This is a genomic window from uncultured Erythrobacter sp., assembly GCF_947502395.1.
Classification (GTDB): Bacteria; Pseudomonadota; Alphaproteobacteria; order Sphingomonadales; family Sphingomonadaceae; genus Erythrobacter.
The window spans coordinates 297,671-316,877 of the sequence record NZ_CANMZM010000001.1 but is presented as its reverse complement, the minus strand read 5'-3'; the positions used below and the strand labels follow the sequence as shown (position 1 = coordinate 316,877).

At 55.4% G+C, this 19,207-nt stretch carries 21 protein-coding genes, 1 tRNA gene and 1 pseudogene; 18 read left to right on the top strand and 5 right to left on the bottom strand.

What is annotated here, in order from left to right; translation table 11 throughout:
- Nucleotides 1-12: 12 nt before the first annotated feature.
- A complete protein-coding gene (locus Q0778_RS01445; RefSeq protein ID WP_298333475.1) occupies nt 13-186 on the top strand; it encodes a hypothetical protein in 174 nt (57 codons plus the stop codon).
- A gap of 354 nt (nt 187-540) precedes the next feature.
- Here the strand turns inward: Q0778_RS01445 and mutL are convergent, their stop codons facing one another.
- Nucleotides 541-2,403, bottom strand: coding sequence for a DNA mismatch repair endonuclease MutL (mutL, locus tag Q0778_RS01440; RefSeq protein WP_298333473.1), 1,863 nt, complete (start codon nt 2,401-2,403; stop codon nt 541-543).
- A 192-nt stretch (nt 2,404-2,595) separates the two neighbouring features.
- Here mutL and Q0778_RS01435 point away from each other — a divergent pair, with 192 nt between their 5' ends.
- The 6 genes from Q0778_RS01435 to Q0778_RS01410 all read left to right on the top strand — a co-directional run bounded on the left by Q0778_RS01435 (nt 2,596) and on the right by Q0778_RS01410 (nt 8,539).
- Nucleotides 2,596-3,639: a rod shape-determining protein gene (locus Q0778_RS01435; RefSeq protein ID WP_298305482.1), complete on the top strand. Its 1,044-nt coding sequence runs from the start codon at nt 2,596-2,598 to the stop codon at nt 3,637-3,639.
- 31 nt (nt 3,640-3,670) lie between these two features.
- Complete coding sequence (mreC, locus tag Q0778_RS01430; RefSeq protein WP_298305485.1) at nt 3,671-4,576, top strand: rod shape-determining protein MreC; 906 nt, start codon at nt 3,671-3,673, stop codon at nt 4,574-4,576.
- The gene (locus Q0778_RS01425; protein ID WP_298333471.1) at nt 4,573-5,133 is read left to right on the top strand and encodes a rod shape-determining protein MreD; all 561 of its coding nucleotides are present in this window, start codon (nt 4,573-4,575) and stop codon (nt 5,131-5,133) included. The genes mreC and Q0778_RS01425 overlap by 4 nt, the downstream gene beginning before the upstream one ends.
- The gene (gene mrdA / locus Q0778_RS01420) at nt 5,130-7,229 is read left to right on the top strand and encodes a penicillin-binding protein 2 (RefSeq protein WP_298333469.1); all 2,100 of its coding nucleotides are present in this window, start codon (nt 5,130-5,132) and stop codon (nt 7,227-7,229) included. The genes Q0778_RS01425 and mrdA overlap by 4 nt, the downstream gene beginning before the upstream one ends.
- A 50-nt stretch (nt 7,230-7,279) precedes the next feature.
- Nucleotides 7,280-8,353 (top strand): rod shape-determining protein RodA, encoded by a 1,074-nt coding sequence (rodA, locus tag Q0778_RS01415; RefSeq protein ID WP_298334843.1) that lies wholly within the window; start codon nt 7,280-7,282, stop codon nt 8,351-8,353.
- Between the two features lie 110 nt (nt 8,354-8,463).
- Nucleotides 8,464-8,539, top strand: a tRNA-Lys gene (locus tag Q0778_RS01410).
- A gap of 67 nt (nt 8,540-8,606) precedes the next feature.
- On the opposite strand, the gene Q0778_RS01405 is transcribed toward Q0778_RS01410, so the two are convergent.
- Both Q0778_RS01405 and Q0778_RS01400 read right to left on the bottom strand, forming a co-directional pair.
- Entirely contained in the window at nt 8,607-9,068 is a 462-nt protein-coding gene (locus tag Q0778_RS01405) for a hypothetical protein (protein ID WP_298333467.1), read from the bottom strand.
- A complete protein-coding gene (locus tag Q0778_RS01400) occupies nt 9,058-9,438 on the bottom strand; it encodes a YopX family protein (protein ID WP_298333465.1) in 381 nt (126 codons plus the stop codon). Before Q0778_RS01400 ends, Q0778_RS01405 begins: the two co-directional genes overlap by 11 nt.
- Before the next feature lie 367 nt (nt 9,439-9,805).
- On the opposite strand from Q0778_RS01400, the pseudogene Q0778_RS16325 reads away from it, so the two are divergent.
- From Q0778_RS16325 to Q0778_RS01375, 5 genes and pseudogenes are all read left to right on the top strand, one after another.
- Nucleotides 9,806-10,186: pseudogene (locus Q0778_RS16325) on the top strand (transglycosylase SLT domain-containing protein); the annotation flags it as partial.
- Nucleotides 10,187-10,903: 717 nt separating this feature from the next.
- Entirely contained in the window at nt 10,904-12,154 is a 1,251-nt protein-coding gene (gene ribB, locus Q0778_RS01390) for a 3,4-dihydroxy-2-butanone-4-phosphate synthase (RefSeq protein ID WP_298334841.1), read from the top strand.
- 144 nt (nt 12,155-12,298) lie between these two features.
- Nucleotides 12,299-12,721, top strand: a complete 423-nt coding sequence (gene ribH, locus Q0778_RS01385; RefSeq protein WP_298333462.1) for a 6,7-dimethyl-8-ribityllumazine synthase — start codon at nt 12,299-12,301, stop codon at nt 12,719-12,721.
- 190 nt (nt 12,722-12,911) lie between these two features.
- The gene (locus tag Q0778_RS01380; protein WP_298333460.1) at nt 12,912-13,124 is read left to right on the top strand and encodes a hypothetical protein; all 213 of its coding nucleotides are present in this window, start codon (nt 12,912-12,914) and stop codon (nt 13,122-13,124) included.
- A 394-nt stretch (nt 13,125-13,518) separates the two neighbouring features.
- Nucleotides 13,519-14,154 (top strand): winged helix DNA-binding protein, encoded by a 636-nt coding sequence (locus Q0778_RS01375; protein ID WP_298333458.1) that lies wholly within the window; start codon nt 13,519-13,521, stop codon nt 14,152-14,154.
- A gap of 12 nt (nt 14,155-14,166) precedes the next feature.
- Here the strand turns inward: Q0778_RS01375 and eno are convergent, their stop codons facing one another.
- Nucleotides 14,167-15,456, bottom strand: coding sequence for a phosphopyruvate hydratase (gene eno / locus Q0778_RS01370; RefSeq protein WP_298333456.1), 1,290 nt, complete (start codon nt 15,454-15,456; stop codon nt 14,167-14,169).
- 194 nt (nt 15,457-15,650) lie between these two features.
- Between eno and Q0778_RS01365 the strand changes: the two genes are divergently transcribed.
- From Q0778_RS01365 to Q0778_RS01340, 6 genes are all read left to right on the top strand, one after another.
- The gene (locus tag Q0778_RS01365; RefSeq protein WP_298303255.1) at nt 15,651-16,265 is read left to right on the top strand and encodes a hypothetical protein; all 615 of its coding nucleotides are present in this window, start codon (nt 15,651-15,653) and stop codon (nt 16,263-16,265) included.
- 34 nt (nt 16,266-16,299) lie between these two features.
- On the top strand, nt 16,300-16,749 hold the full coding sequence (locus Q0778_RS01360) for a phage holin family protein (RefSeq protein ID WP_298303253.1): 450 nt from the start codon (nt 16,300-16,302) through the stop codon (nt 16,747-16,749).
- Entirely contained in the window at nt 16,746-17,132 is a 387-nt protein-coding gene (locus Q0778_RS01355) for a hypothetical protein (protein ID WP_298303252.1), read from the top strand. The genes Q0778_RS01360 and Q0778_RS01355 overlap by 4 nt, the downstream gene beginning before the upstream one ends.
- Nucleotides 17,122-17,742: a hypothetical protein gene (locus Q0778_RS01350; protein ID WP_298303250.1), complete on the top strand. Its 621-nt coding sequence runs from the start codon at nt 17,122-17,124 to the stop codon at nt 17,740-17,742. Before Q0778_RS01355 ends, Q0778_RS01350 begins: the two co-directional genes overlap by 11 nt.
- Nucleotides 17,743-17,868: 126 nt before the next feature.
- Nucleotides 17,869-18,099, top strand: a complete 231-nt coding sequence (locus Q0778_RS01345; RefSeq protein ID WP_298303247.1) for a DUF4170 domain-containing protein — start codon at nt 17,869-17,871, stop codon at nt 18,097-18,099.
- 18 nt (nt 18,100-18,117) lie between these two features.
- On the top strand, nt 18,118-18,594 hold the full coding sequence (locus tag Q0778_RS01340) for a GNAT family N-acetyltransferase (protein ID WP_298333455.1): 477 nt from the start codon (nt 18,118-18,120) through the stop codon (nt 18,592-18,594).
- A 19-nt stretch (nt 18,595-18,613) separates the two neighbouring features.
- Here Q0778_RS01340 and greA read toward each other — a convergent pair whose 3' ends face one another.
- Nucleotides 18,614-19,090, bottom strand: a complete 477-nt coding sequence (gene greA, locus Q0778_RS01335; protein ID WP_298303243.1) for a transcription elongation factor GreA — start codon at nt 19,088-19,090, stop codon at nt 18,614-18,616.
- Nucleotides 19,091-19,207: the final 117 nt, after the last annotated feature.

Sequence of the window (19,207 nt, the reverse complement as noted above, 5' to 3'; positions counted from 1 at the left end):
GCGCCCATTGGCATGGCCACCGGCAGAATTGACGATGTCGACGCCGCCAACATTTGCGCTGTGGATTCGGCTCCAGATGCCGAGGCGAGCGATAATTGGGTTGGGTCCAAAGAAAGCGAACTCGGCAAATCCATATCCGCTAGCGGATTAGCAGAAGCACCTATCCAGAGTACCGCAGGTTCGTAGCCATTAATCTGATCAACGGCGGAGTCAGCATCATGCCCTTCATCAGAAACCCCGAAAGCCTTCTCTTCCGCCTTCACTGGGGTAGCCAAGACGAAAGTTGTTGCAGCCAATGACGACAAGATTGTGATTGTCTTCAGAGCGCGGGGCAAAATACCCTCGCAGTATGAAAGCGTAAAAGCAGCCATCTTCTCTACCCAAATTGCGAAAAATCGAGAAAGGCCATCTCAGGCACATCTCGTTTTTCATTGAACACTCCGACGAATTCTTCCGCCTGAGAATGCCAAGCTAGCGCCAGGGCAGAGGTTCGTATTTTCGATTCCAATTTGAAGTGTTCAATTTTTCGCTGATCGAGTACTAATGTCGGCCAAACAGTTTCTCGACATCTTCCATCGACAACTTCACCCAAGTGGGCCGACCATGATTGCACTGGCCTGAGCGAGGGGTTTCTTCCATCTCGCGGAGCAAGGCGTTCATCTCAGCAACGCTGAGCACCCGCCCCGCCCTAACCGATCCGTGGCACGCCATCGTCGCGAGCACATATTCGAGCCGCTCGGCAAGCAGCAGTGAACCGCTCTCCTCCTGTTTTCCATGCTTGGCGATGTCGTCTGCGAGATCACGCAGGAGTTTGCTCGTATCGGCTTTTGCAATGACTGAGGGGACAGCACGCACCAACATTGCGGCCGGACCAAAGCGTTCGAGCGAAAGCCCATAGCGCGCAAAGCCTTCTGCTGCATCGTCGAGACGGTCACAATCTGCCTCATCCATTTCCACCACATCGGGTACCAGTAAGGCCTGACTGCGCTGCACCGCTTCTTCTGCGCCAGAACGTTTCAATCGCTCGAGAACAAGTCGTTCGTGCGCTGCGTGCTGGTCAACCAACACAAGCCCGTCCTTGCTTTCCGCGATGATATAGGTGTTGGCAACCTGCCCTCTTGCAATACCAAGTGGATAGTCAGCCTGATCGTCGCTAATCGGCGCAGCCTCTTCGGCGCGCCCTTGCGGAAGTGCGGTGTCTGCTCGTGCTGCCGAATGTGGCGAAGCAAAAGATGGCCGGACTTCGGCCACACGCGCCTCAGATGCTGCAAAGTCGCGCTGGTCAAAGATCGAACGTAACGCGGGAGCTTCTTCTGAATGAGGAATAGGTTGACTAGGTTCCGCAACCCAACGCCCCATCGCTGTTCTGTCAGGACCTTGGGCGGAACGCCGGTCCCCCGTCGCAAGAGCCTGTCGCAGCCCAGAAACGATGAATCCTCGCACGCCAGCAGCATCTCGAAACCGGACCTCGGTTTTCGCGGGATGAACATTCACATCAACATCCTGGGGCGGAAGCTCGATGAATAGGGCCAAGACCGCATGCCGATCACGCGCCAGCATGTCAGAATAGGCACCGCGTACCGCTCCAGTAAGCAGCTTGTCCTTCACAGGACGGCCGTTCACGAATAAATATTGGTGATCCGCCACACCCCGGTTGTAGGTAGGCAGGCCCGCAAGACCCGTCAGCCTCATCGTTCCGTGGAGGCCTTCTCGGGTAAGGTCAATCTCTACCGCATTGTCCTTGAGTTCGCGAGCGACGATCTGAGACACGCGCGTCGCAAGCGCTTCATCGCCTTGGGTGGTCAAGCCCTTTCGCACTTTTCCATCGTTCACGTTTTCAAGCGTAAAGGCGATGTCAGGTCGTGCCATCGCCAACCGACGCACGCAGTCGAGCGCAGCGATGTATTCACTGCGCGGAGTGCGTAGGAACTTGCGCCGCGCCGGGACTTTGGCGAATATCTGCTCGACACGAACCCGAGTACCGTAGGGTAGTGCAGCCGGTCCTTCTTCGACCACCTCACCGTGATCTACAACTCGCCGCCAGCCATCGTCGGCACCCCTCACCCTGCTTTCCAGGGTCAGCCGAGCCACGCTCGCGATCGAAGGAAGAGCCTCGCCGCGAAAGCCAAGGGTGGCCACCATTTCGATGGCTTCGTCGGGCAGTTTAGACGTGGCATGTCGTTCGAGCGCCAGCGCCATTTCATCCGGTGTCATCCCGCAGCCGTCATCTGTCACTTCAAGCCGGGTTAACCCGCCATCAATCAGCGCGATAGCGATTCGCGACGCACCAGCATCAATTGCATTTTCAACCAGCTCTTTAAGCGCCGCTGCGGGCCGTTCGACCACTTCACCGGCGGCGATACGGTTGACTAAAGTCTCTGGAAGGCGACGAATTAGGGGCATTGGTCGCACGCTAGCGCCCCAGCATCGCAATTTCGAGGGTGACGGGGGAAAATCCACTTCACGGTCAACAAAAATTTTCCCTTTTTGTGTGTGTTTCGCTAGGCGCAAGTGAGCATCTCGTGTCAACACGAATTGCGGGGGGCTTACCGTGCTGGGAACAGCACTTACGGGATATCACGGAACTTTGCGACAATGAGCTTCTTTGCCAATCTTTTCAAATTCGGATCGCAGAATATGGCGATCGATCTGGGTACCGCTAACACGCTGGTTTATGTTCAGGATCAAGGGATCATTTTGAACGAGCCAAGTGTGGTTGCGATTGAAACGATCAACGGGATCAAGCGCGTCAAGGCGGTTGGCGACGATGCTAAGATGATGATGGGCAAAACGCCTGACACAATCGAGGCTATTCGCCCGCTTCGTGACGGCGTTATTGCCGACATCGAAATCGCGGAAGAGATGATCAAGCACTTCATTCGCAAGGTGCATGGCAAGCGCAATCTGTTCCGCTATCCAGAGATCGTCATCTGTGTGCCCTCTGGTTCAACTTCGGTTGAAAAGCGCGCGATCCGCGATGCAGCGTCAAATGCGGGCGCGTCCGAAGTTCACCTCATCCTTGAACCTATGGCGGCGGCTATTGGCGCGGATATGCCCGTAACCGAGCCTGTCGGCTCGATGGTCGTCGATATCGGTGGCGGCACCACCGAGGTGGCTGTTCTGTCATTGCGGGGCCTTGCTTACACCACATCGGTCCGCACTGGCGGCGACAAAATGGATGAGGCAATCGTCTCTTATGTTCGCCGACACCACAACCTCCTTATTGGCGATGCAACCGCAGAGCGTATTAAGAAAGACTATGGCATCGCAGTTATTCCCGAAGACGGTATTGGTGAAACCATCACCCTGAAGGGCCGCGACCTCGTAAACGGGGTTCCAAAAGAGATTACGATCAATCAATCGCATGTGGCCGAGGCACTTTCCGAACCCATTGGAGCGATCGTCGAGGGTGTGCGTATTGCGCTTGAGAACACCGCCCCCGAGCTTGCCGCTGACATCGTGGATCAAGGTATTGTGCTGACCGGTGGCGGCGCACTTATACGCCGCTTGGATGAGCATCTTCGTGAGGAAACGGGCCTTCCCGTCTCAATCGCGGAAGATCCGCTCACCTGCGTCGCCATCGGTACAGGCCGCGCTATGGAAGACCCCATCTATCGCGGCGTGCTAATGACCGCATAGGAAACACGTAAGTAAGGGATCAATTCAGGCCATGGCGTCGCCCAAATCGCGTCGATCGGGCTTTTCGAAAAAGCAGCAATATTCGGTGTTTACCGGATACTTGTTGGCGACCCTTGGCGCTGTTTTTGGCCTTGTGCTGCTCGTCATTTCCCTATGGCAGCCCTCAATTATGCAGCCTCTACGCGGTGGTGCCACCACTGTAGCTGCTCCGGCGGGAGAGGCCACTGCAACAGTTCGTGCCGGTGGTAACAACATCTGGGATACGATCAGTGGCTTCTGGAACGCTGGTAGCCAGAATGCAGAACTTCGCCGCGAGGTAGAGATCGCCCGTATCCGTCTAGCCGAGGCGCAAGCGGTTGAGGCTGAGAACGACCGCTTGAAGGCGTTGCTGGGCCTATATAACGGAGAGAGTCCTCCGATCGCGACCACCCGCCTCGTCGCCTCAAGCGCTTCGTCGGTGCGCCGCTTCGCCTATGTCGGTGTCGGCAGCGGTGATGGCGTAGAAATCGGGATGCCGGTCCATTCAGAACGCGGCGTGATAGGACGCATTCTGGAAACCTCGCTTGGATCGTCGCGTGTACTCCTCCTCACGGATACAGAGAGTGTCCTGCCTGTAAGGCGTGCTTCGGACCAAACTGTGGCATTTGCGGAAGGACGCGGAGACGGCCTCTTGCGCATCCGACTCATCAATCTCGGACTTAACCCTCTCGAAGTCGGAGATGTATTCGTTACCAGCGGCGCAGGCGGCTATTATCGGCCCGGTGTCGCGGTCGCGGTGCTGTCTCAAATCACCTCCGATGGCGGCATTGCGCAGTTGATCGCAGAACCGACGGCGACCAATTATGTCAGCGTCGAGCCGATCTTCGAACCATTGGCCGTGGAGGCCGCTGGCGTTCGTGAACGAGACGAACTCAGCGAAGAGGAGTTGGCCAATTGATCGATCGGCTTGATCCTCCGATACAGCGCCGTGCCTATGGCGGCGCCAAGATCAATCGGGTTCAGTCACCATGGCGCGCACGCTCCGTCCACTATGTCACGATCATTATCGGTTCGCTCATTCCTCTGTTTGTGATGGCCGATGTTATGCCCGTTGTCCCGCCATTGGGCTTTATGATTTTCCTCGGATGGAGGCTGATGCGCCCAGGGCTTTTGCCCATGTGGGCGGGAGTGCCGCTTGGCGCGTTTGACGACTTGGTGAGCGGACAGCCCTTTGGCAGCGCGATCTTCCTATGGTCTTTGACCATGATCGCGCTGGAAATCCTTGAGACTCGTTTTCCTTGGAGGGGTTTTTGGCAAGACTGGTTCACCGCCGGTTTTACCGTTCTGCTATATATCCTCGCCGCTATGCTTGTATCAGGTGCGAAGATCTCGGTCCCATTGATTAGCATTGTTGTGCCACAAATCCTGGTGTCGATCCTGCTTTACCCACTGATCGCGCGAGTAATAACGCTGGCTGATCGCTTCCGTCTGTCCCGCGCCCGGAGAGTTGGGTGAAACGCTTCTTCAAATTACGCAGCGGAGCGAGGCCCAGCGGCCAGGTCGTAAATGCCTCAACACTGCGCAACGCGTTCGAACGGCGAACGGTTGTCATCGGTGGCATACAAGCCTCTGTGGCCATCCTCCTGGCTGCACGCATGGGCTATCTGGCAATCGCGGAAAATGAGAAATATCGCCTCGAATCAGAGAGTAACCGGGTCAACCTTACCCTTATTCCACCACGTCGAGGCTGGATTCTTGACCGCAATGGTGCCCCCCTTGCGTCCAACCGAGCTGATTTCCGCGTCGATGTGATCCCTGATCGACTGACAGACCCCGCCCGCATGATCGATCAAGTCGGTGAACTACTTAACCTTGAGCCTGACCGGGTCAAAGACTTGAAGCTGGAGGTTCAAAGCGCCCGTGGCTTTGCTCCGGTGGAGGTCGCTAGCGGCCTCCAATATGAGCAGTTCGCAGCGCTCAGTGTACGCTTGCCTGACATGCAAGGGGTCGTGCCCCAACGCGGCTTCTCGCGATACTACCCCACCGCCTCTTCGGTTGGGCACCTAATTGGCTACGTAGGCCCAGCTTCAGCCGAAGAATATGAGCAAGACCGGAACCCTATCCTTATCACGCCGGGATATAAGATCGGTAAGGATGGCCTTGAAAAACAATTCGAACAGGGCCTTCGTGGAACCCCCGGGGCGCGCCGGGTAGAAGTCACCGCTGGTGGACGCATTGTCCGCGACCTTGAGACGCGCGACGATATTCAGGGCGATGCTGTGCGACTAACCATCGATGGCCCCTTGCAGGATTATGCTGCCCGCCGAATTGGCCTTGAGAGTGGCTCGGTTGTGGTCATGGACTGTCAGACTGGCGACCTTTTGTGCATGGCTTCCATGCCAAGCTTCGATCCCAACAGCTTCTCCGATGGCATCGGCTCGGTCGAGTATTCCATGCTGAGGGAAGATCAGCGAGTGCCGTTACGCAATAAGGTCTTGAAGGGACTTTATCCCCCGGGATCAACGGTCAAGCCAATGCACTGTCTGGCGTTTCTACAAGCCGGTGTCAGCCCTGACGATACGATCGTGTGCGGCGGTGGACGGCGGATTGGCAACCGTTTCTTCAACTGCCACTCCAATCACGGCGTGGTGAATATGGACAAGGCCATCGCCCAGAGCTGCGACAGCTATTTCTACCATTTCGCTCAGCAAATCGGCTTCGACAACGTGGCTGCACTGGCCAAGGATCTTGGCATGGGACAGGAATTTGAGCTACCTGTGACCAGCCAATTCTATGGAACTGTCCCCACATCTGAATGGAAGTTCAATAAGTTCGGACGCGATTGGCAGTCATTTGATACGGTCAACGCGTCAATTGGCCAAGGCTATTATCTGGCAAGCCCGCTGCAATTGGCAGTGATGAGTGCACGCCTTGCCACTGGCAACCGGGTTAATCCTCGCCTCCTTTTGGATGAGCCTGTGGCTCCAGCTGAAAGCTATGATTTCGATCCAGAACACCTTGCGTATGTACGCCAAGGCATGAACAACGTTGTTAACGGTGCCGGCACAGCGAGGCGGGCCCGGCTTCCGATTGAGGACGTGCAAATTGCAGGCAAGACCGGGACGGCGCAAGTCGTGTCCTTGAGCGTCTCCGACGGGCGAAGCGGACCCTGGAAGTTCCGCGATCACGGCCTCTTCACCTTCTTCGCCCCGGTTGAAAATCCGCGATACGCTGGCGCGGTGGTGATCGAGCACGGCGGAGGATCCGGCTCGGCCTATCCCATTGCGCGCGATGTCATGACCTTCCTTTTCGATCCGACTAAAGGCGTGGAAGCGCTACGCGCTTTGGAGAACCAATGGGGCGGCACCGCGCAAGAAAGGCTTGAACGGCGCTACGCCGCGTATGCCGCTGAACGAGGCACGACTGTCACGCCCCCTCCCCAACGCGATGAAGACATCTTTGATCGAGTGGAGGCCGAAGCCCGGCTGGAAGCGGAGCAGACCCAAGAAATCGGCGATAAGTTCGTTCAACCACGCGAGAATCAGACCGCCTCTGGTTCGCCCCCGCCTGATGCGCTGATTGGAACTCAACCCCAAGGAATTGAGCCGTGAGCGCACACACTGGCATCATTCCTGTGCCCATCGCGCGCCAGCCTTGGGGCATGCTGATCCCTTTGTTTTTGCTTGTGGGATTTGGGGCGGCAGTGCTTTACTCGGCAGCTGGTGGCAAGGTGGATCCCTTCGCGTCCTCACACCTGATCCGCTTCTGCGTATTTCTGCTTATGGCTTCGATTATCGCATCGCTCCCACGTCAATTCGTTCGATTCATGACATACCCTGCCTACGTCATTGTTTTGCTGCTGCTTATCGGAGTCGAAATCCTCGGCAATGTGCGCGGGGGAAGCCAGCGTTGGCTCGATCTGGGTTTTATGGTGCTGCAGCCCTCAGAGCTGATGAAACCAGTGATCGTGGTCACCCTAGCGCAATTCTACGCGAGCTTGCCGGTCGGCATGATCCTAAGTTGGCGTGCCTTGTTGGTGCCGGGGGTTTTGATTGCACTGCCTGTTTCACTGGTCCTGCTTCAGCCTGACTTAGGCACGTCGCTCGCCATCGCGTTCGGGGGCGCCGTGGTGATGCTCCTCGCTGGCCTGCCTATGAAGTGGTTTATCGGCGGAAGCCTCGCTGCGATCGCTGCGGCGCCCCTCGTCTTCTTTTTCGGACTTCAAGATTACCAACGACGGCGGGTCTTAACGATGTTTGATCCCGAAGCGGACGCATTGGGGGCAGGCTATCACATAAATCAGTCAAAAATAGCAATTGGTTCTGGCGGCATCTTTGGAAAAGGGTTCAACAATGGATCACAAAGCCATTTGCAATATCTACCGGAACCGCAGACCGATTTTGTATTCGCAACCATGGCTGAAGAATGGGGTTTGCTGGGCGGACTATTCGTGTTGGCAGTCTTCGCAGTAATCCTCAGCTGGGGTCTGAGGGTAGCTCGGGCCTCTCATGACCGTTTCGCTAGTCTTCTGGCAGCAGGCATGGTTGCCACAATTTTCTTCTATGTTGCGGTCAATCTAATGATGGTGATGGGAATGGCACCCGTCGTCGGCATCCCCCTGCCATTTATGAGTCATGGCGGATCTTCAATGATGACCAATATGATCTGCATAGGTGCGCTGATGATGGTCAATCGCTGGAACCGCGAGGCGCCGCGCTATGGTCTTGCTGGCTGAACACAACGCTTCGCCCTTTAAATCTCCAAATGCCGCGCTATATGAGCGCCTCGTCGCGAATCAACTTAGCCTTCATTCGGGGCATTACCCACCAGCTTCGCGAAACATATGGACGCATAGCTCAGTTGGTAGAGCAGCTGACTCTTAATCAGCGGGTCCTAGGTTCGAACCCTAGTGCGTCCACCAAACTTTTCAGACACTTACACCGACAATGACTGCCTCTTCGTCTCGGTTTAGTCTCTATTTTGTCTCCCTATTTCAGCGCCGGAACTGCCCTCTTCGTGCCGAAATCGGCATAGACGAGCGCGCCAATCTCGTCATTCAAATGCTGACAAATGGCCGTCATTGATTCTGGACTGAGGACCTGCCGGTATCCGGTCTCGATGTAGCGATCCATGATCGCATCGTTCGCCAAGCCAATCTGAGCCTCCATTTCTTCGCTGACGTGAAACTGAAACTCGGACGCTCGTTTCAACAATGCTGGAAGATCGTGGCCTAAGTTCCTGCTCCGCAGCTCGGACAACGAAACACCCTTCATCAGAAGGAACGATTTGAGATAGAGCTCGATGGCGTGGCTGAAGAGGTATCGGATTGGTGCGTCTGGATGAGTGGCGTCTACCTCAGAGCGCTCAAGTTCCAATGCACTCGCCGCATATGAGTGCGCATAATGAAAAAGCCCGATTGGTGTGGTTCGGGCTTCATCGTTATTCTGCATCGATCAACTCTGGGTTCTCGTACTTGTTACCAATGATCTTACCGGCGCTTGAAGAGTAATTGTAGTTCGGATCGTTGAATGGTTTGTACGAGGCTTTGTGCTCGTCCCATTCTACTAACATTGCTGTTCGGCTATTTGGTATGTCTGGGCGGAACCAATCGCCTTCATAAATCTCGGTGCCGTCTTTGCCTGTTAGGCCAGTGAACTGCAGGACGGAAACACCCGCATCGTCAGGGTTTCCTGTCGAGTGAAGCCCTAGGTACAAATCCAATATCTGCCCATCAGCCCACTCAATCTCACGCACGTCCCAAATCGTGTTGGTCGCAGGCTCCCATGCTCTAAATTTGATTTCTCTTTCATATGACTTCATTCAATCACACCTCAGAAATCCTGCAACCAATGGGTGTGGATTAGTCTCTTTTGAGACTCAGAAATCGTGGCCTTATGGAGCGACTGATTTTGCTAAGGAATCCAGAGCTTTGAACGTGGGTAGCAGCTGACTGATTGTCAGCAGGTCGTGTAACTGCCTGAAGTTATTGAGGTACCAACTTTGCTCTTAATCAGCGAGTCCTAGGTTCGAACCCTCGTGCGTCCACCATTTTTGCCTCGACAAATTGAAGCTTCACCCCCGGTAGAGGTGTACTCAAAGTCTTTCGTCCGGCTCATTGCCGCGTTTGCGCAAAATTCACCATTTTAGAGCAGTCCCTCTTTAACTCGCGAGCGACTACTGCGTCGCGATGTTTCGGGCAGCTGCGGCGATCAAAACCGTTTTCCTAGCGTGCGTACTTGGCGGTGCGGCACATGCTGGCACCCAAGTCCCCGAGGATCGCAATCCTGCCAGTTCGTGCTATGAAATGCTTGGAAAACAGCATGTAAGCCAGCCCACTGCTCCCCAAGGATTCGAGCAACGCCGCGAAAGGATCAGTCGCCAGTCGCACTCAAAGAAAGTTGTGATGGACGCGATCTGGACCGCGGCACAACACTCCGGCGTTGATTACCATTACCTTCTGGCTAAGGCGCATCTCGAATCTGGGCTTAATCCCAAGGCGAAGGCTAGCTCATCGAGCGCAGCGGGACTGTTTCAATTTATCGAAAGCACGTGGCTGCGGAGCTTAGAGCGCTATGCCAGCCAAATTCAGACGTTTCGCGCGAGGCAGATTGCCGAAACAGACGCCCAAAAAAGCATCGATCAGTCAGAGACTAAACGCAGTGACCGACTGGAATGGCGTCACGACCCGCACCTCGCTTCAATGATGGCAGCTGCGTATGCACAGGAGAATGGCGACAAGTTGAAAGGAGTGCTTGGGCGGCAAGCGAACAGCACAGAACTGTATGTGGCGCATTTCCTTGGCAGCGGTGGAAGCGTGCGATTTATGTCTGCCTGGAAACGTAATCCTCATCAGAGTGCCGCAAGCCTGTTTCCAAGAGCAGCACGCGCAAACCGTTCTATTTTCTATTATGGAGCCGGGCGGCCTCGCAGCTTGCAAAACGTGTTGGAATATTTCGAGCGGAAGATGAGCCGGGCTCTAGTAGAACTCGGACTAGCAGCTGACCAAAGAGGTAAAGGCATTCATGCGCTCCATAGACCCAATGACAGCATCTTTTCGTTTGGATCTAGTTCTCAGACCACCCATTTGTTACAAACGGTTAAATCGACATTTGAAGAAATGTCCTCAAGGAGAAGCGGCCAACGGCAATCGACGCAATTCGAACGCACGTATCACCCCCAAGCATCCTTTCAGTCACCCCAAGCCAACGAATGCCATCGGAGCATGCCTATATCGAGATCAGATCTCGACAATTGCAATCACATTGAAATGTGCTACCTGGGGGTTATGAGCACATCAACTATCACACTCGTCCGCAACCTGATCGACTCAGGTGCCTATACAAAAGCCGGAATTGCGCGTGCTGCTGGCCTTCACGCCAACACTTTACGCGATGCAAGCGAAACGGACTGGAATCCGACAACTGAAACTCTCGCGAAGTTGCAGAAATTTCTTGATGCGAATGATGACACGCCGGTTCTGGTTGGGGCCGAAGAGATCATCGATGAGGCGCGCAATGGACGCATGTATATCCTTGTCGACGACGAAGACCGAGAGAACGAAGGCGATCTGATTATCCCAGCGCAGATGGCGACCCCTGCTGCCGTGAACTTTATGGCGACCCATGGCAGGGGGCTTATTTGCCTTGCCCTCGACAAAGCACGGGTGGACGCGCTTGGTCTCGATCCGATGAGTCGCAACAACAAAGAAAGCATGCAGACCGCCTTCACCGTCTCGATTGAGGCGAAAGAGGGCGTAACAACTGGCATTTCGGCTGCTGACCGCGCGCGCACCATCTCCGTCGCAATCGACGCGAGCAAGGGCGCAGATGACATCGTGACGCCAGGGCACGTCTTCCCTCTGATGGCGCGAGACGGTGGCACACTAGTGCGAGCAGGACACACAGAGGCTGCGGTCGATATCTCGCGGCTTGCTGGGCTCAATCCTTCGGGCGTGATTTGCGAGATCATGAACGAAGATGGTTCAATGGCACGGCTTGATGACCTGATTGAGTTTGCGCGCAAGCACAGCCTTAAGATCGGCACGATCCGCGACCTTATCGCGTATAGGATGCGCAACGACCATCTCGTAGAGCGCATCGATGAACGCAGCTTTGAGAGCGACTATGGCGGTCAGTGGCGCATGATCACCTACCGCAACACGATCTCAGATAACGAGGCCTATGTCCTGCAGAAAGGACATGTTTCACCTGAGGAACCCACCCTCGCCCGGGTGCATCCGATCTCCGTGTTTGACGATGTCTTAGGCGCGCCGGGCCCCCGTAAGCGCACTTTGCAAAGAGCGATGAGTGCAATTGGAGAGAAAGGCGCGGGCGTTATCGTGATCCTCACTCAGCGTGTGGGCCAAGGCACCAAATGGACTCAGGATGAAGAGCACCGAAACATCGGTATCGGATCCCAGATTCTGGCCGATCTGGGCGTGCGTGAAATGATCCTGCTGTCCAACTCGCGGCCCGATCTTGTTGCGCTTGAAGGGTACGGCATTACCTTGGCGGGTCACCAGTCGATCCCGGAGTAATGATGTGAGAGCTGCAGAGCTCTAACCTTGCTTCGCGCTGAAAGCGTCTCCATTGGCTAATTGGACTTCCACGAGCGTATAAGAGTCATTGCTTTGGCCCTTCCCCACCCGCAACCGTCTCCTCTTCAATAAGGACCTCAAATAATGGCGAAAATCCTGATCGTCGAAGCGCGTTTCTACCAGTCGTTTAACGACATGCTAATTGCCGGTGCCAAGGCTGCGCTTGAAGCGGAGGGACACGAAACTGAGGTACTTACTGTTCCCGGTGCATTGGAGATCCCGGGCGCGATTGCCTTGGCAGCTGAAAGTGGTGAGTATGACGGATTTGTCGCGATTGGCGTCGTTATTCGCGGCGAGACCTACCACTTTGAGATCGTCGCAGGCGAAAGCGCTCGCGCTATCATGGCGCTCACTATGGACGGAATCGCCATTGGTAACGGCATCCTAACTGTCGAGAATGAAGCTCAGGCACTCGTAAGAGCTGATCCCTTGCAAAAAGACAAAGGCGGAGAAGCGGCCAAAGCGGCTTTGTCGTTGCTTTCGCTCGCATCGCGCTTTGATGCTTGAACTCCCACAGTGTGTCGCATTTGTATGTGGCAATCGGCGAAAAGCGGTTTGAACGTCACAACTTATACGCTCCAATTAGGTGTTTCTACGGATATCCCCATTCAGAGATAACGCCTAAGCATTTTCCCACGGGTCCAAAGGTGCACGGACCGGTGAATTCAACATATGCTGGATTGGGAGAAAGTTAGGAATGTTCCCACTCACTAAAGACGAACTGGAAGAGCTTGAGAGTTGCAAGCGCTCGCTCCAAGGCGTTCTTGTCACGCTTGACACTGCAGGTGCCGGGATAGCTGCTATCCATGTCAATGCAGCGATCGAACAACTGGACAGCAACCTACGAGCTTTACGCTCCTCAATTGCGCCTGAAAAGCCAGCGTTCCTTTTCCCGGAACACAACGACTGATCTATCCAGAATGGCGGCAAACGCCTACTTTACGTGAAAATGGCGAAAGAATAGGTCAAATCTAGGCATTCCCACTTAGTGTGTCGTATCAGGTTTCAGCTTAAGCTCCTGCTTGGGTGAGCGTTTCACTGAACCAAGCCATGCCAGTGCTGCGCTGCCCTTTTGTAGAGGAGCTAAGCCATGGGGAAAGTCTCCATGACACGTGATGTGAGAGATAGGTTTTTCCGGGCCTCGGATGCCACAAATCACAGATTGTCTTCAGACGGGCCAAGATGCTCTAAACTGCTCGACAATCGCAGTGGCCATGGAGATGCGAGGCTGAGCAGCGATCTTGTCATGTTTATCGCTCTCGATTGTGCGCACTCATCGGGTTTGATATCATGAAGGTCCGATCATGAACGAGATTAAGGACGGGGAAAAAATGCCCGTCGATTTGGCTCAGTCCAATCCCCACAGTAACGCTAGTAATAAGATCGACCTGGGCGCATTGGCCAAACACTTGGCCGTCATTGCCGATACCTTGAGAGAGACCACAGGACGCCCGACCAACGCCGACAGCACCAGCTTTTCGAAGGCATCCGCCAATGCCAACGGATCATCAGACATCGCGTCGGAAATCTTGGCAAACTATCCGATTGTGCATGCCCGGGCGAATACACAGCCTGTCCACTCCGATATCTTGATGCGGCGCTTGCAATTTGCCGCTCTTGCTCGGGAGGCTTACGCTATTCGCCGTCGCCGTACGGTGATTTTCGATAACGCTGAGCTGTTTGGGGAGCCCGCTTGGGATATCTTGCTCGACCTTTACATCGCCCAGGCCGAAAGGAAGAAGGTTTCGGTGTCGAGCGCCTGTATTGGTTCCGCGGCGCCGCCCACAACCGGGCTTCGCTGGCTGGGCGTTCTGTCGGAACAAGGGCTGATCTTGCGCGAGCATGATCCTGAAGATCAGCGCCGCGTCCTTGTCCGTCTGACCGAAAAGGGCCTTGCGTCCATGGATGACTATTTCGCTAACGCAAGCTCGAAGTTCTAGCACCCACCTCAATCAAGCTCCGAGGGATCCGAAACAACCGCGGCCAGCGTAAACTGCGCTGTCACCGAGCTCTTCCTCAATGCGGATAAGTTGGTTGTACTTGGCAAGCCTGTCTGAGCGCGCGAGCGAACCGGTTTTGATCTGCCCGCAATTGGTCGCAACCGCCAAGTCGGCAATTGTTGCATCCTCAGTCTCACCCGAACGATGACTCATGACAGAGGTATAGCGAGCACGAGTAGCCATATCGACCGCTGCCAGAGTCTCAGTGAGTGTTCCGATCTGATTGACCTTCACCAGAAGCGAGTTGGCCAAACCATCAGCGATCCCCTGAGATAATCGTGCCGGGTTGGTGACAAACAAGTCATCTCCTACAAGCTGCACGCGGTCACCAATTGCGCGGGTCACGGCGGCCCAGCCCTCAAAGTCGTCTTCGCTCATGCCGTCTTCGATAGAGAGGATCGGATAGTCATCGCAAAGCTTGGCAAGATAGTCGGCCATACCCTCGCCATTGAGACTAAGCCCCTCGCCAGAGATCTCGTATTTGCCATCGCGATAGAACTCGGTCGCGGCGCAATCGAGCGCGAGGACTATGTCTTCGCCCGGTGTGAAACCGGCCTGCTCGACAGAAGCCATTATAAAGTCGAGAGCAGCGCGGGTGCTGGCTAGATCAGGTGCAAAGCCACCTTCGTCGCCAACACTGGTGGCAAGGCCCTTGTCGTGGAGACCTTTTTTCAGCGTGTGGAACACTTCGGAACCCCAGCGGACCGCTTCTGCAATGCTGTCCGCCCCTACCGGCATAATCATGAATTCTTGAATGTCGATGGGGTTATCGGCGTGCTCACCTCCGTTGATGATATTCATCATCGGTACCGGCAAAACATGCGCAGCCACGCCGCCGAGATAAGAATAAAGCGGCAGGCCTCGCGCATTGGCGGCGGCTTTGGACACAGCCAGGCTGGTTCCGAGGATCGCGTTTGCACCAAGGCGACCTTTGTTCTCAGTGCCATCCAATGCGATAAGCGACAGATCAATATCACGCTGATCCTCGGCATCGAAAGCACCGATCAAAAGGTCGCGAATCTCACTGTTTACGGCCTCGACGGCCTTCAGCACGCCTTTGCCCTTATAGCGATCCTTATCGGCATCACGCAGCTCAACCGCCTCGTGTGCCCCGGTCGATGCACCCGAAGGAACCGCAGCCCGCCCAAAACTACCGTCGTCGAGAAGGACATCCACTTCAACCGTCGGATTGCCCCGGCTGTCGAGAATTTCGCGGCCGTGGATGTCGATAATCGCTGTCATGATTTGAACTCCGACGTGAGAGTGTTATATTAGATTAAGACACCCGGAGTTATACTTACACCGGACGTCAGCACTAGTGCTTTGCCGCACCCCTTATGCGGGAGAAAAGGACGGTGCAAGTGACATAGATTTTCATGACACAAAGTCGCAGGTGAGCTATGCTCAAACGCGCAAATCGAAAGCAAGAGATCAACATGGCTGAAAGCAAGACCACAAAGACCACTCGAAAGACCCCCGCCAAGACAGCGGCCAAGCGGACAACAGCCAAAAAGGCTGCGCCGAAGAAGGCAGGTGCCACAGCGAAGAAGGCCGAGCCCGAAGCCACAACCACATCAGGTAAAGGTGAAGCGAAAAGCCGTTTCAACGCAGCGCTTGCTGAAGCTAAGGCCGGTGCTGCAGCTCTTCGAGAGGAAGCCACAACACGTGCGGGTGACTACCGCGAGCAAGCCAAAACCCGTGGAGATGATATAATGGCTGACGCTAAAGAATATGGAGATCAGGCAAAGGTAAAAGCAAGCGAGCTGGCCGTAGAAGGCAAGGCAGCCGCGAGCGATGCCATTGCGAATCTGGGCAAAGCAGTTGGTGACACCGCTGGTCAGTTGGATGAGCGCTTTGGCGAACAATATGGCGACTACGCCCGCTCAGCCTCGCGCACCTTGGTCGAAACCTCTGCCAAGCTCGAAGCGAAGAGCCTCGAAGAAATCGGCGAAGACACACGCGAGGCTATCCGCAAAAGTCCTGCTGCTGCCGTTGGCATCGCCGCGGTTGCCGGATTTCTTCTTGCACGTCTGTTCCGAGGCCGCCGCTAAGATCTTGGTGTTGCTGCCTTTAGAGGGGGACTGAATGGAGGAGACTCAAGGGCGAGTAGGTGCGGACAGCGCTGATGCCGCCCCTGAAGTGACAGAATTCGACGTTGAGGAGAGTGGCGAAGAGTCCTCTCCCCAGCTCGACCCCTCATTGATGGAAGAGGCCAGCGCACTCATCGACAATGCGCGCACTTATGCCGAGGCTGAGTTAGGCTTTCAGAAAACGCGTGCGGCCTTTGCCGGCCGGTTAATCGGCGTTTCTCTCGGCCTTGTCGTTGTAGCTTTGATCCTTCTTCACATCGCCTTTCTCGCGCTTGCAGTCGGTTTGGTACTGGCGTTTGAACCGGTCGTAGGGATTTGGGGCGCGATCGGCATCGTCTTTGGCGGTCTGATGCTTGTGGTGGCATTGCTTGGCTGGGGTGCCTTCAGCCGAGCACAGAAGCTAGCAACTCTGTTCACCTCTTCGGATGAGGAGGATGCAACATGAGCAATATTGAGGAGCGTCTTTCCGACTATCGGTCTTTGCGTGATTCTGCTCGCAAGGTTTTGATGACGGATATTGAGCACGCGCGCACGACATTTTCCGCGAAGGGCCTTACCTCGCGCTATCTTGGCGGTGTCGCCGAGGGTGCCAAGGACGTTTATGAGGTCGCGAGGGTCCACACGGTCGACAACCGAGGGATCATTGCGATTGTGCTGGGCGCGCTTGCCCTATGGTTTGGCCGTGAACCGTTGCTTGCCGCTATGGCCGAGGACCTTGAGATGGAAGATAGGGAAGTCGATAGCGATGAACCTCTCCCCGCTGTTCAGGCAAGCGAAACGGACCCCGAACCAGAAGAAGCCTCGCCCGGAGACACTCATGACAACTAACACCACCCCTTCCTCCACCGGTGATAAGGCAAAACGTGACGAGCTGCGGCAAAAGATCGAGGCCAACGAACGCCGGATTGCTGAGCGCACTCTTGGTGATCAAGCCAAGGAAGCCGTTGATGCCGCCGTCAATTACACCCGTGCCAATCCGCTGACTGTTATCGGCGGAGCAATTGTACTTGGCCTTGCAATCGGACTCATGACAAAGCCTGGGCAACGCGTTGCGGGCAAAGCCGCCACAAGCGCCGTGAACGCGGCATCGGGTGCCGCGAGCAAGGTTGGCGATGCTGCGAGCAGTGCAGCAGGCGCGGCAGCTGGCACCGTCAAGAACGCGGCCATCGACCGCACCAACACTTTGTGGACTCTCGTTGCCGACGCACTCGTCGGCTACGCCATCAAATTCATCGATGACGCTTTGGGCGGTCCAAATGTGGGCAAGGATAAGCTTGAGGATCTGGGCGACAGCGCCGCTGCCAAGGCGAGAACTCTGCGCCGCGAGGCCAGTTATCTGGCGGGAAGCGCCGCTGATAAAGGACGGGCAGCCACACGCAGAACGAAGCGCCGGGCTGAGCGTGTAGTGCGCGATTTGACCGACCGAGTGCGGCACTGAGTTTAAACCACTTAGACATCGGTATGCAGGCACCTTGTGTTGCATGCGCGCTTCGCTTAACCGGCGAGCAATAGCGGGGCTGTTCTAAAAAGACGCCCCCTCAACTCCTCCCCAAGGAAGCAATCAATGGAAGAAGCAACCACAAACCAACGTCTACACCTTGTTATGGGTGGCCGTGTTACTGACCCGCGTGGCCATGAATTCGCTGATCCTGAAAGCGTCCATGTTGTCGGCGTTTTTAGTTCTTACGATGCCGCGGTCGATGCATGGCGGGCGCAGGCGCAGCGCACGGTGGATGATGCTGAGATGAAATATGTCCTCGTCCCCATCCACAAGCTCCTCACCCCTGACGCCTAGGGATTCGGTTCAAGGCTCGTGACCAATACGCTCCGACAGTTCAAGGCGGACGATGCCCCTGCGCTTGCCTCGCTCACTGTCGATGCGATCCGAACGATTGGGGCCCAGGCATATTCGCCTGAGCAAGTCGAAGTTTGGTCCATGGGCCATATCACTGCAGAGCGTTTCGTGGCGCGCGCTGAGGTGGGCCATCAAATCTATGTCATAGCCGATGAAAGTGATGCTCCAGTAGCCTACGCCCTGTTGGAACCCGATGGACATCTCGACATGCTCTACTGCTCGCCCACGCACGCAGGGCGTGGATTGGCTGGGCAATTGCTTATGCACGCGGAAGGGCACGCTCGTACATTGGGAGTTGCGATGCTCTACACCGAGGCAAGCGAACTGGCCCGGCCTGCATTTGAACGAGCAGGCTACAGGATAATCAGACGCCGTGACTTTAAACTGCGCGGTGTCATGATCCACAATTATGCGATGGAAAAACCTCTCAATTAAAAGGTTTGCATCTCATAGTTCAGATGAACTCGATCTTCTCGATAAGGTAGAACTTGTCGCCAGCTGGAACAGTCACCTCGATCTCTTCTTCGACCTGTTTGCCAATCAACGCGCGAGCAATGGGTGACGAGTATGAGATGCGGCCTTGCGCTGCATCTGCTTCAGTCTCACCGACAATCTGGTATTTGACAGGCTTGTCGTCTTCATCAAGCAAGGTCACCGTTGCTCCAAAGATGACCTTGTTGCCTGACAAAGTCGTCGGGTCGATTATCTGCGCCCGGCTAATCTTGCCTTCAAGATCGCCGATTTGTGCTTCAACTTGCCCCTGCCGCTCTTTAGCAGCATGATATTCGGCGTTCTCCGAAAGGTCGCCATGCGCGCGCGCTTCCTCGATCGCGTCAACAATCCGCGGCCGCTCTTCACGAAGCGCCTTAAGGTCTGTGGTCAGACGCTCATACCCTTCTGCGAGCATCGGAACCTTTTCCATCGTAGCCATTCCCGTTTCTTTCCGTGTTGTCCGTTCTCTGACATTTCACTTTCGAAATTTCACCCCTGACCGCTTCCAATGGATGCGGCCAATACCAAGCGAAATGTCGGGAGGACGGCGTAATTG

Coding starts and splice junctions, on each gene's coding strand:
- Q0778_RS01355 (WP_298303252.1), top strand. CDS start 16,746: ATGAGCAATATTGAGGAGCGTCTTTCCGACTATCGGTCTTTGCGTGAT.
- Q0778_RS01380 (WP_298333460.1), top strand. CDS start 12,912: ATGTTCCCACTCACTAAAGACGAACTGGAAGAGCTTGAGAGTTGCAAG.
- greA (WP_298303243.1), bottom strand. CDS start 19,090: ATGGCTACGATGGAAAAGGTTCCGATGCTCGCAGAAGGGTATGAGCGT.
- mreC (WP_298305485.1), top strand. CDS start 3,671: ATGGCGTCGCCCAAATCGCGTCGATCGGGCTTTTCGAAAAAGCAGCAA.
- ribB (WP_298334841.1), top strand. CDS start 10,904: ATGAGCACATCAACTATCACACTCGTCCGCAACCTGATCGACTCAGGT.
- eno (WP_298333456.1), bottom strand. CDS start 15,456: ATGACAGCGATTATCGACATCCACGGCCGCGAAATTCTCGACAGCCGG.
- Q0778_RS01360 (WP_298303253.1), top strand. CDS start 16,300: ATGGAGGAGACTCAAGGGCGAGTAGGTGCGGACAGCGCTGATGCCGCC.
- Q0778_RS01445 (WP_298333475.1), top strand. CDS start 13: ATGGCCACCGGCAGAATTGACGATGTCGACGCCGCCAACATTTGCGCT.
- ribH (WP_298333462.1), top strand. CDS start 12,299: ATGGCGAAAATCCTGATCGTCGAAGCGCGTTTCTACCAGTCGTTTAAC.
- Q0778_RS01400 (WP_298333465.1), bottom strand. CDS start 9,438: ATGAAGTCATATGAAAGAGAAATCAAATTTAGAGCATGGGAGCCTGCG.
- mutL (WP_298333473.1), bottom strand. CDS start 2,403: ATGCCCCTAATTCGTCGCCTTCCAGAGACTTTAGTCAACCGTATCGCC.
- Q0778_RS01345 (WP_298303247.1), top strand. CDS start 17,869: ATGGAAGAAGCAACCACAAACCAACGTCTACACCTTGTTATGGGTGGC.
- Q0778_RS01365 (WP_298303255.1), top strand. CDS start 15,651: ATGGCTGAAAGCAAGACCACAAAGACCACTCGAAAGACCCCCGCCAAG.
- Q0778_RS01435 (WP_298305482.1), top strand. CDS start 2,596: ATGAGCTTCTTTGCCAATCTTTTCAAATTCGGATCGCAGAATATGGCG.
- rodA (WP_298334843.1), top strand. CDS start 7,280: ATGCTGATCCCTTTGTTTTTGCTTGTGGGATTTGGGGCGGCAGTGCTT.
- Q0778_RS01375 (WP_298333458.1), top strand. CDS start 13,519: ATGAACGAGATTAAGGACGGGGAAAAAATGCCCGTCGATTTGGCTCAG.
- Q0778_RS01405 (WP_298333467.1), bottom strand. CDS start 9,068: ATGCAGAATAACGATGAAGCCCGAACCACACCAATCGGGCTTTTTCAT.
- Q0778_RS01350 (WP_298303250.1), top strand. CDS start 17,122: ATGACAACTAACACCACCCCTTCCTCCACCGGTGATAAGGCAAAACGT.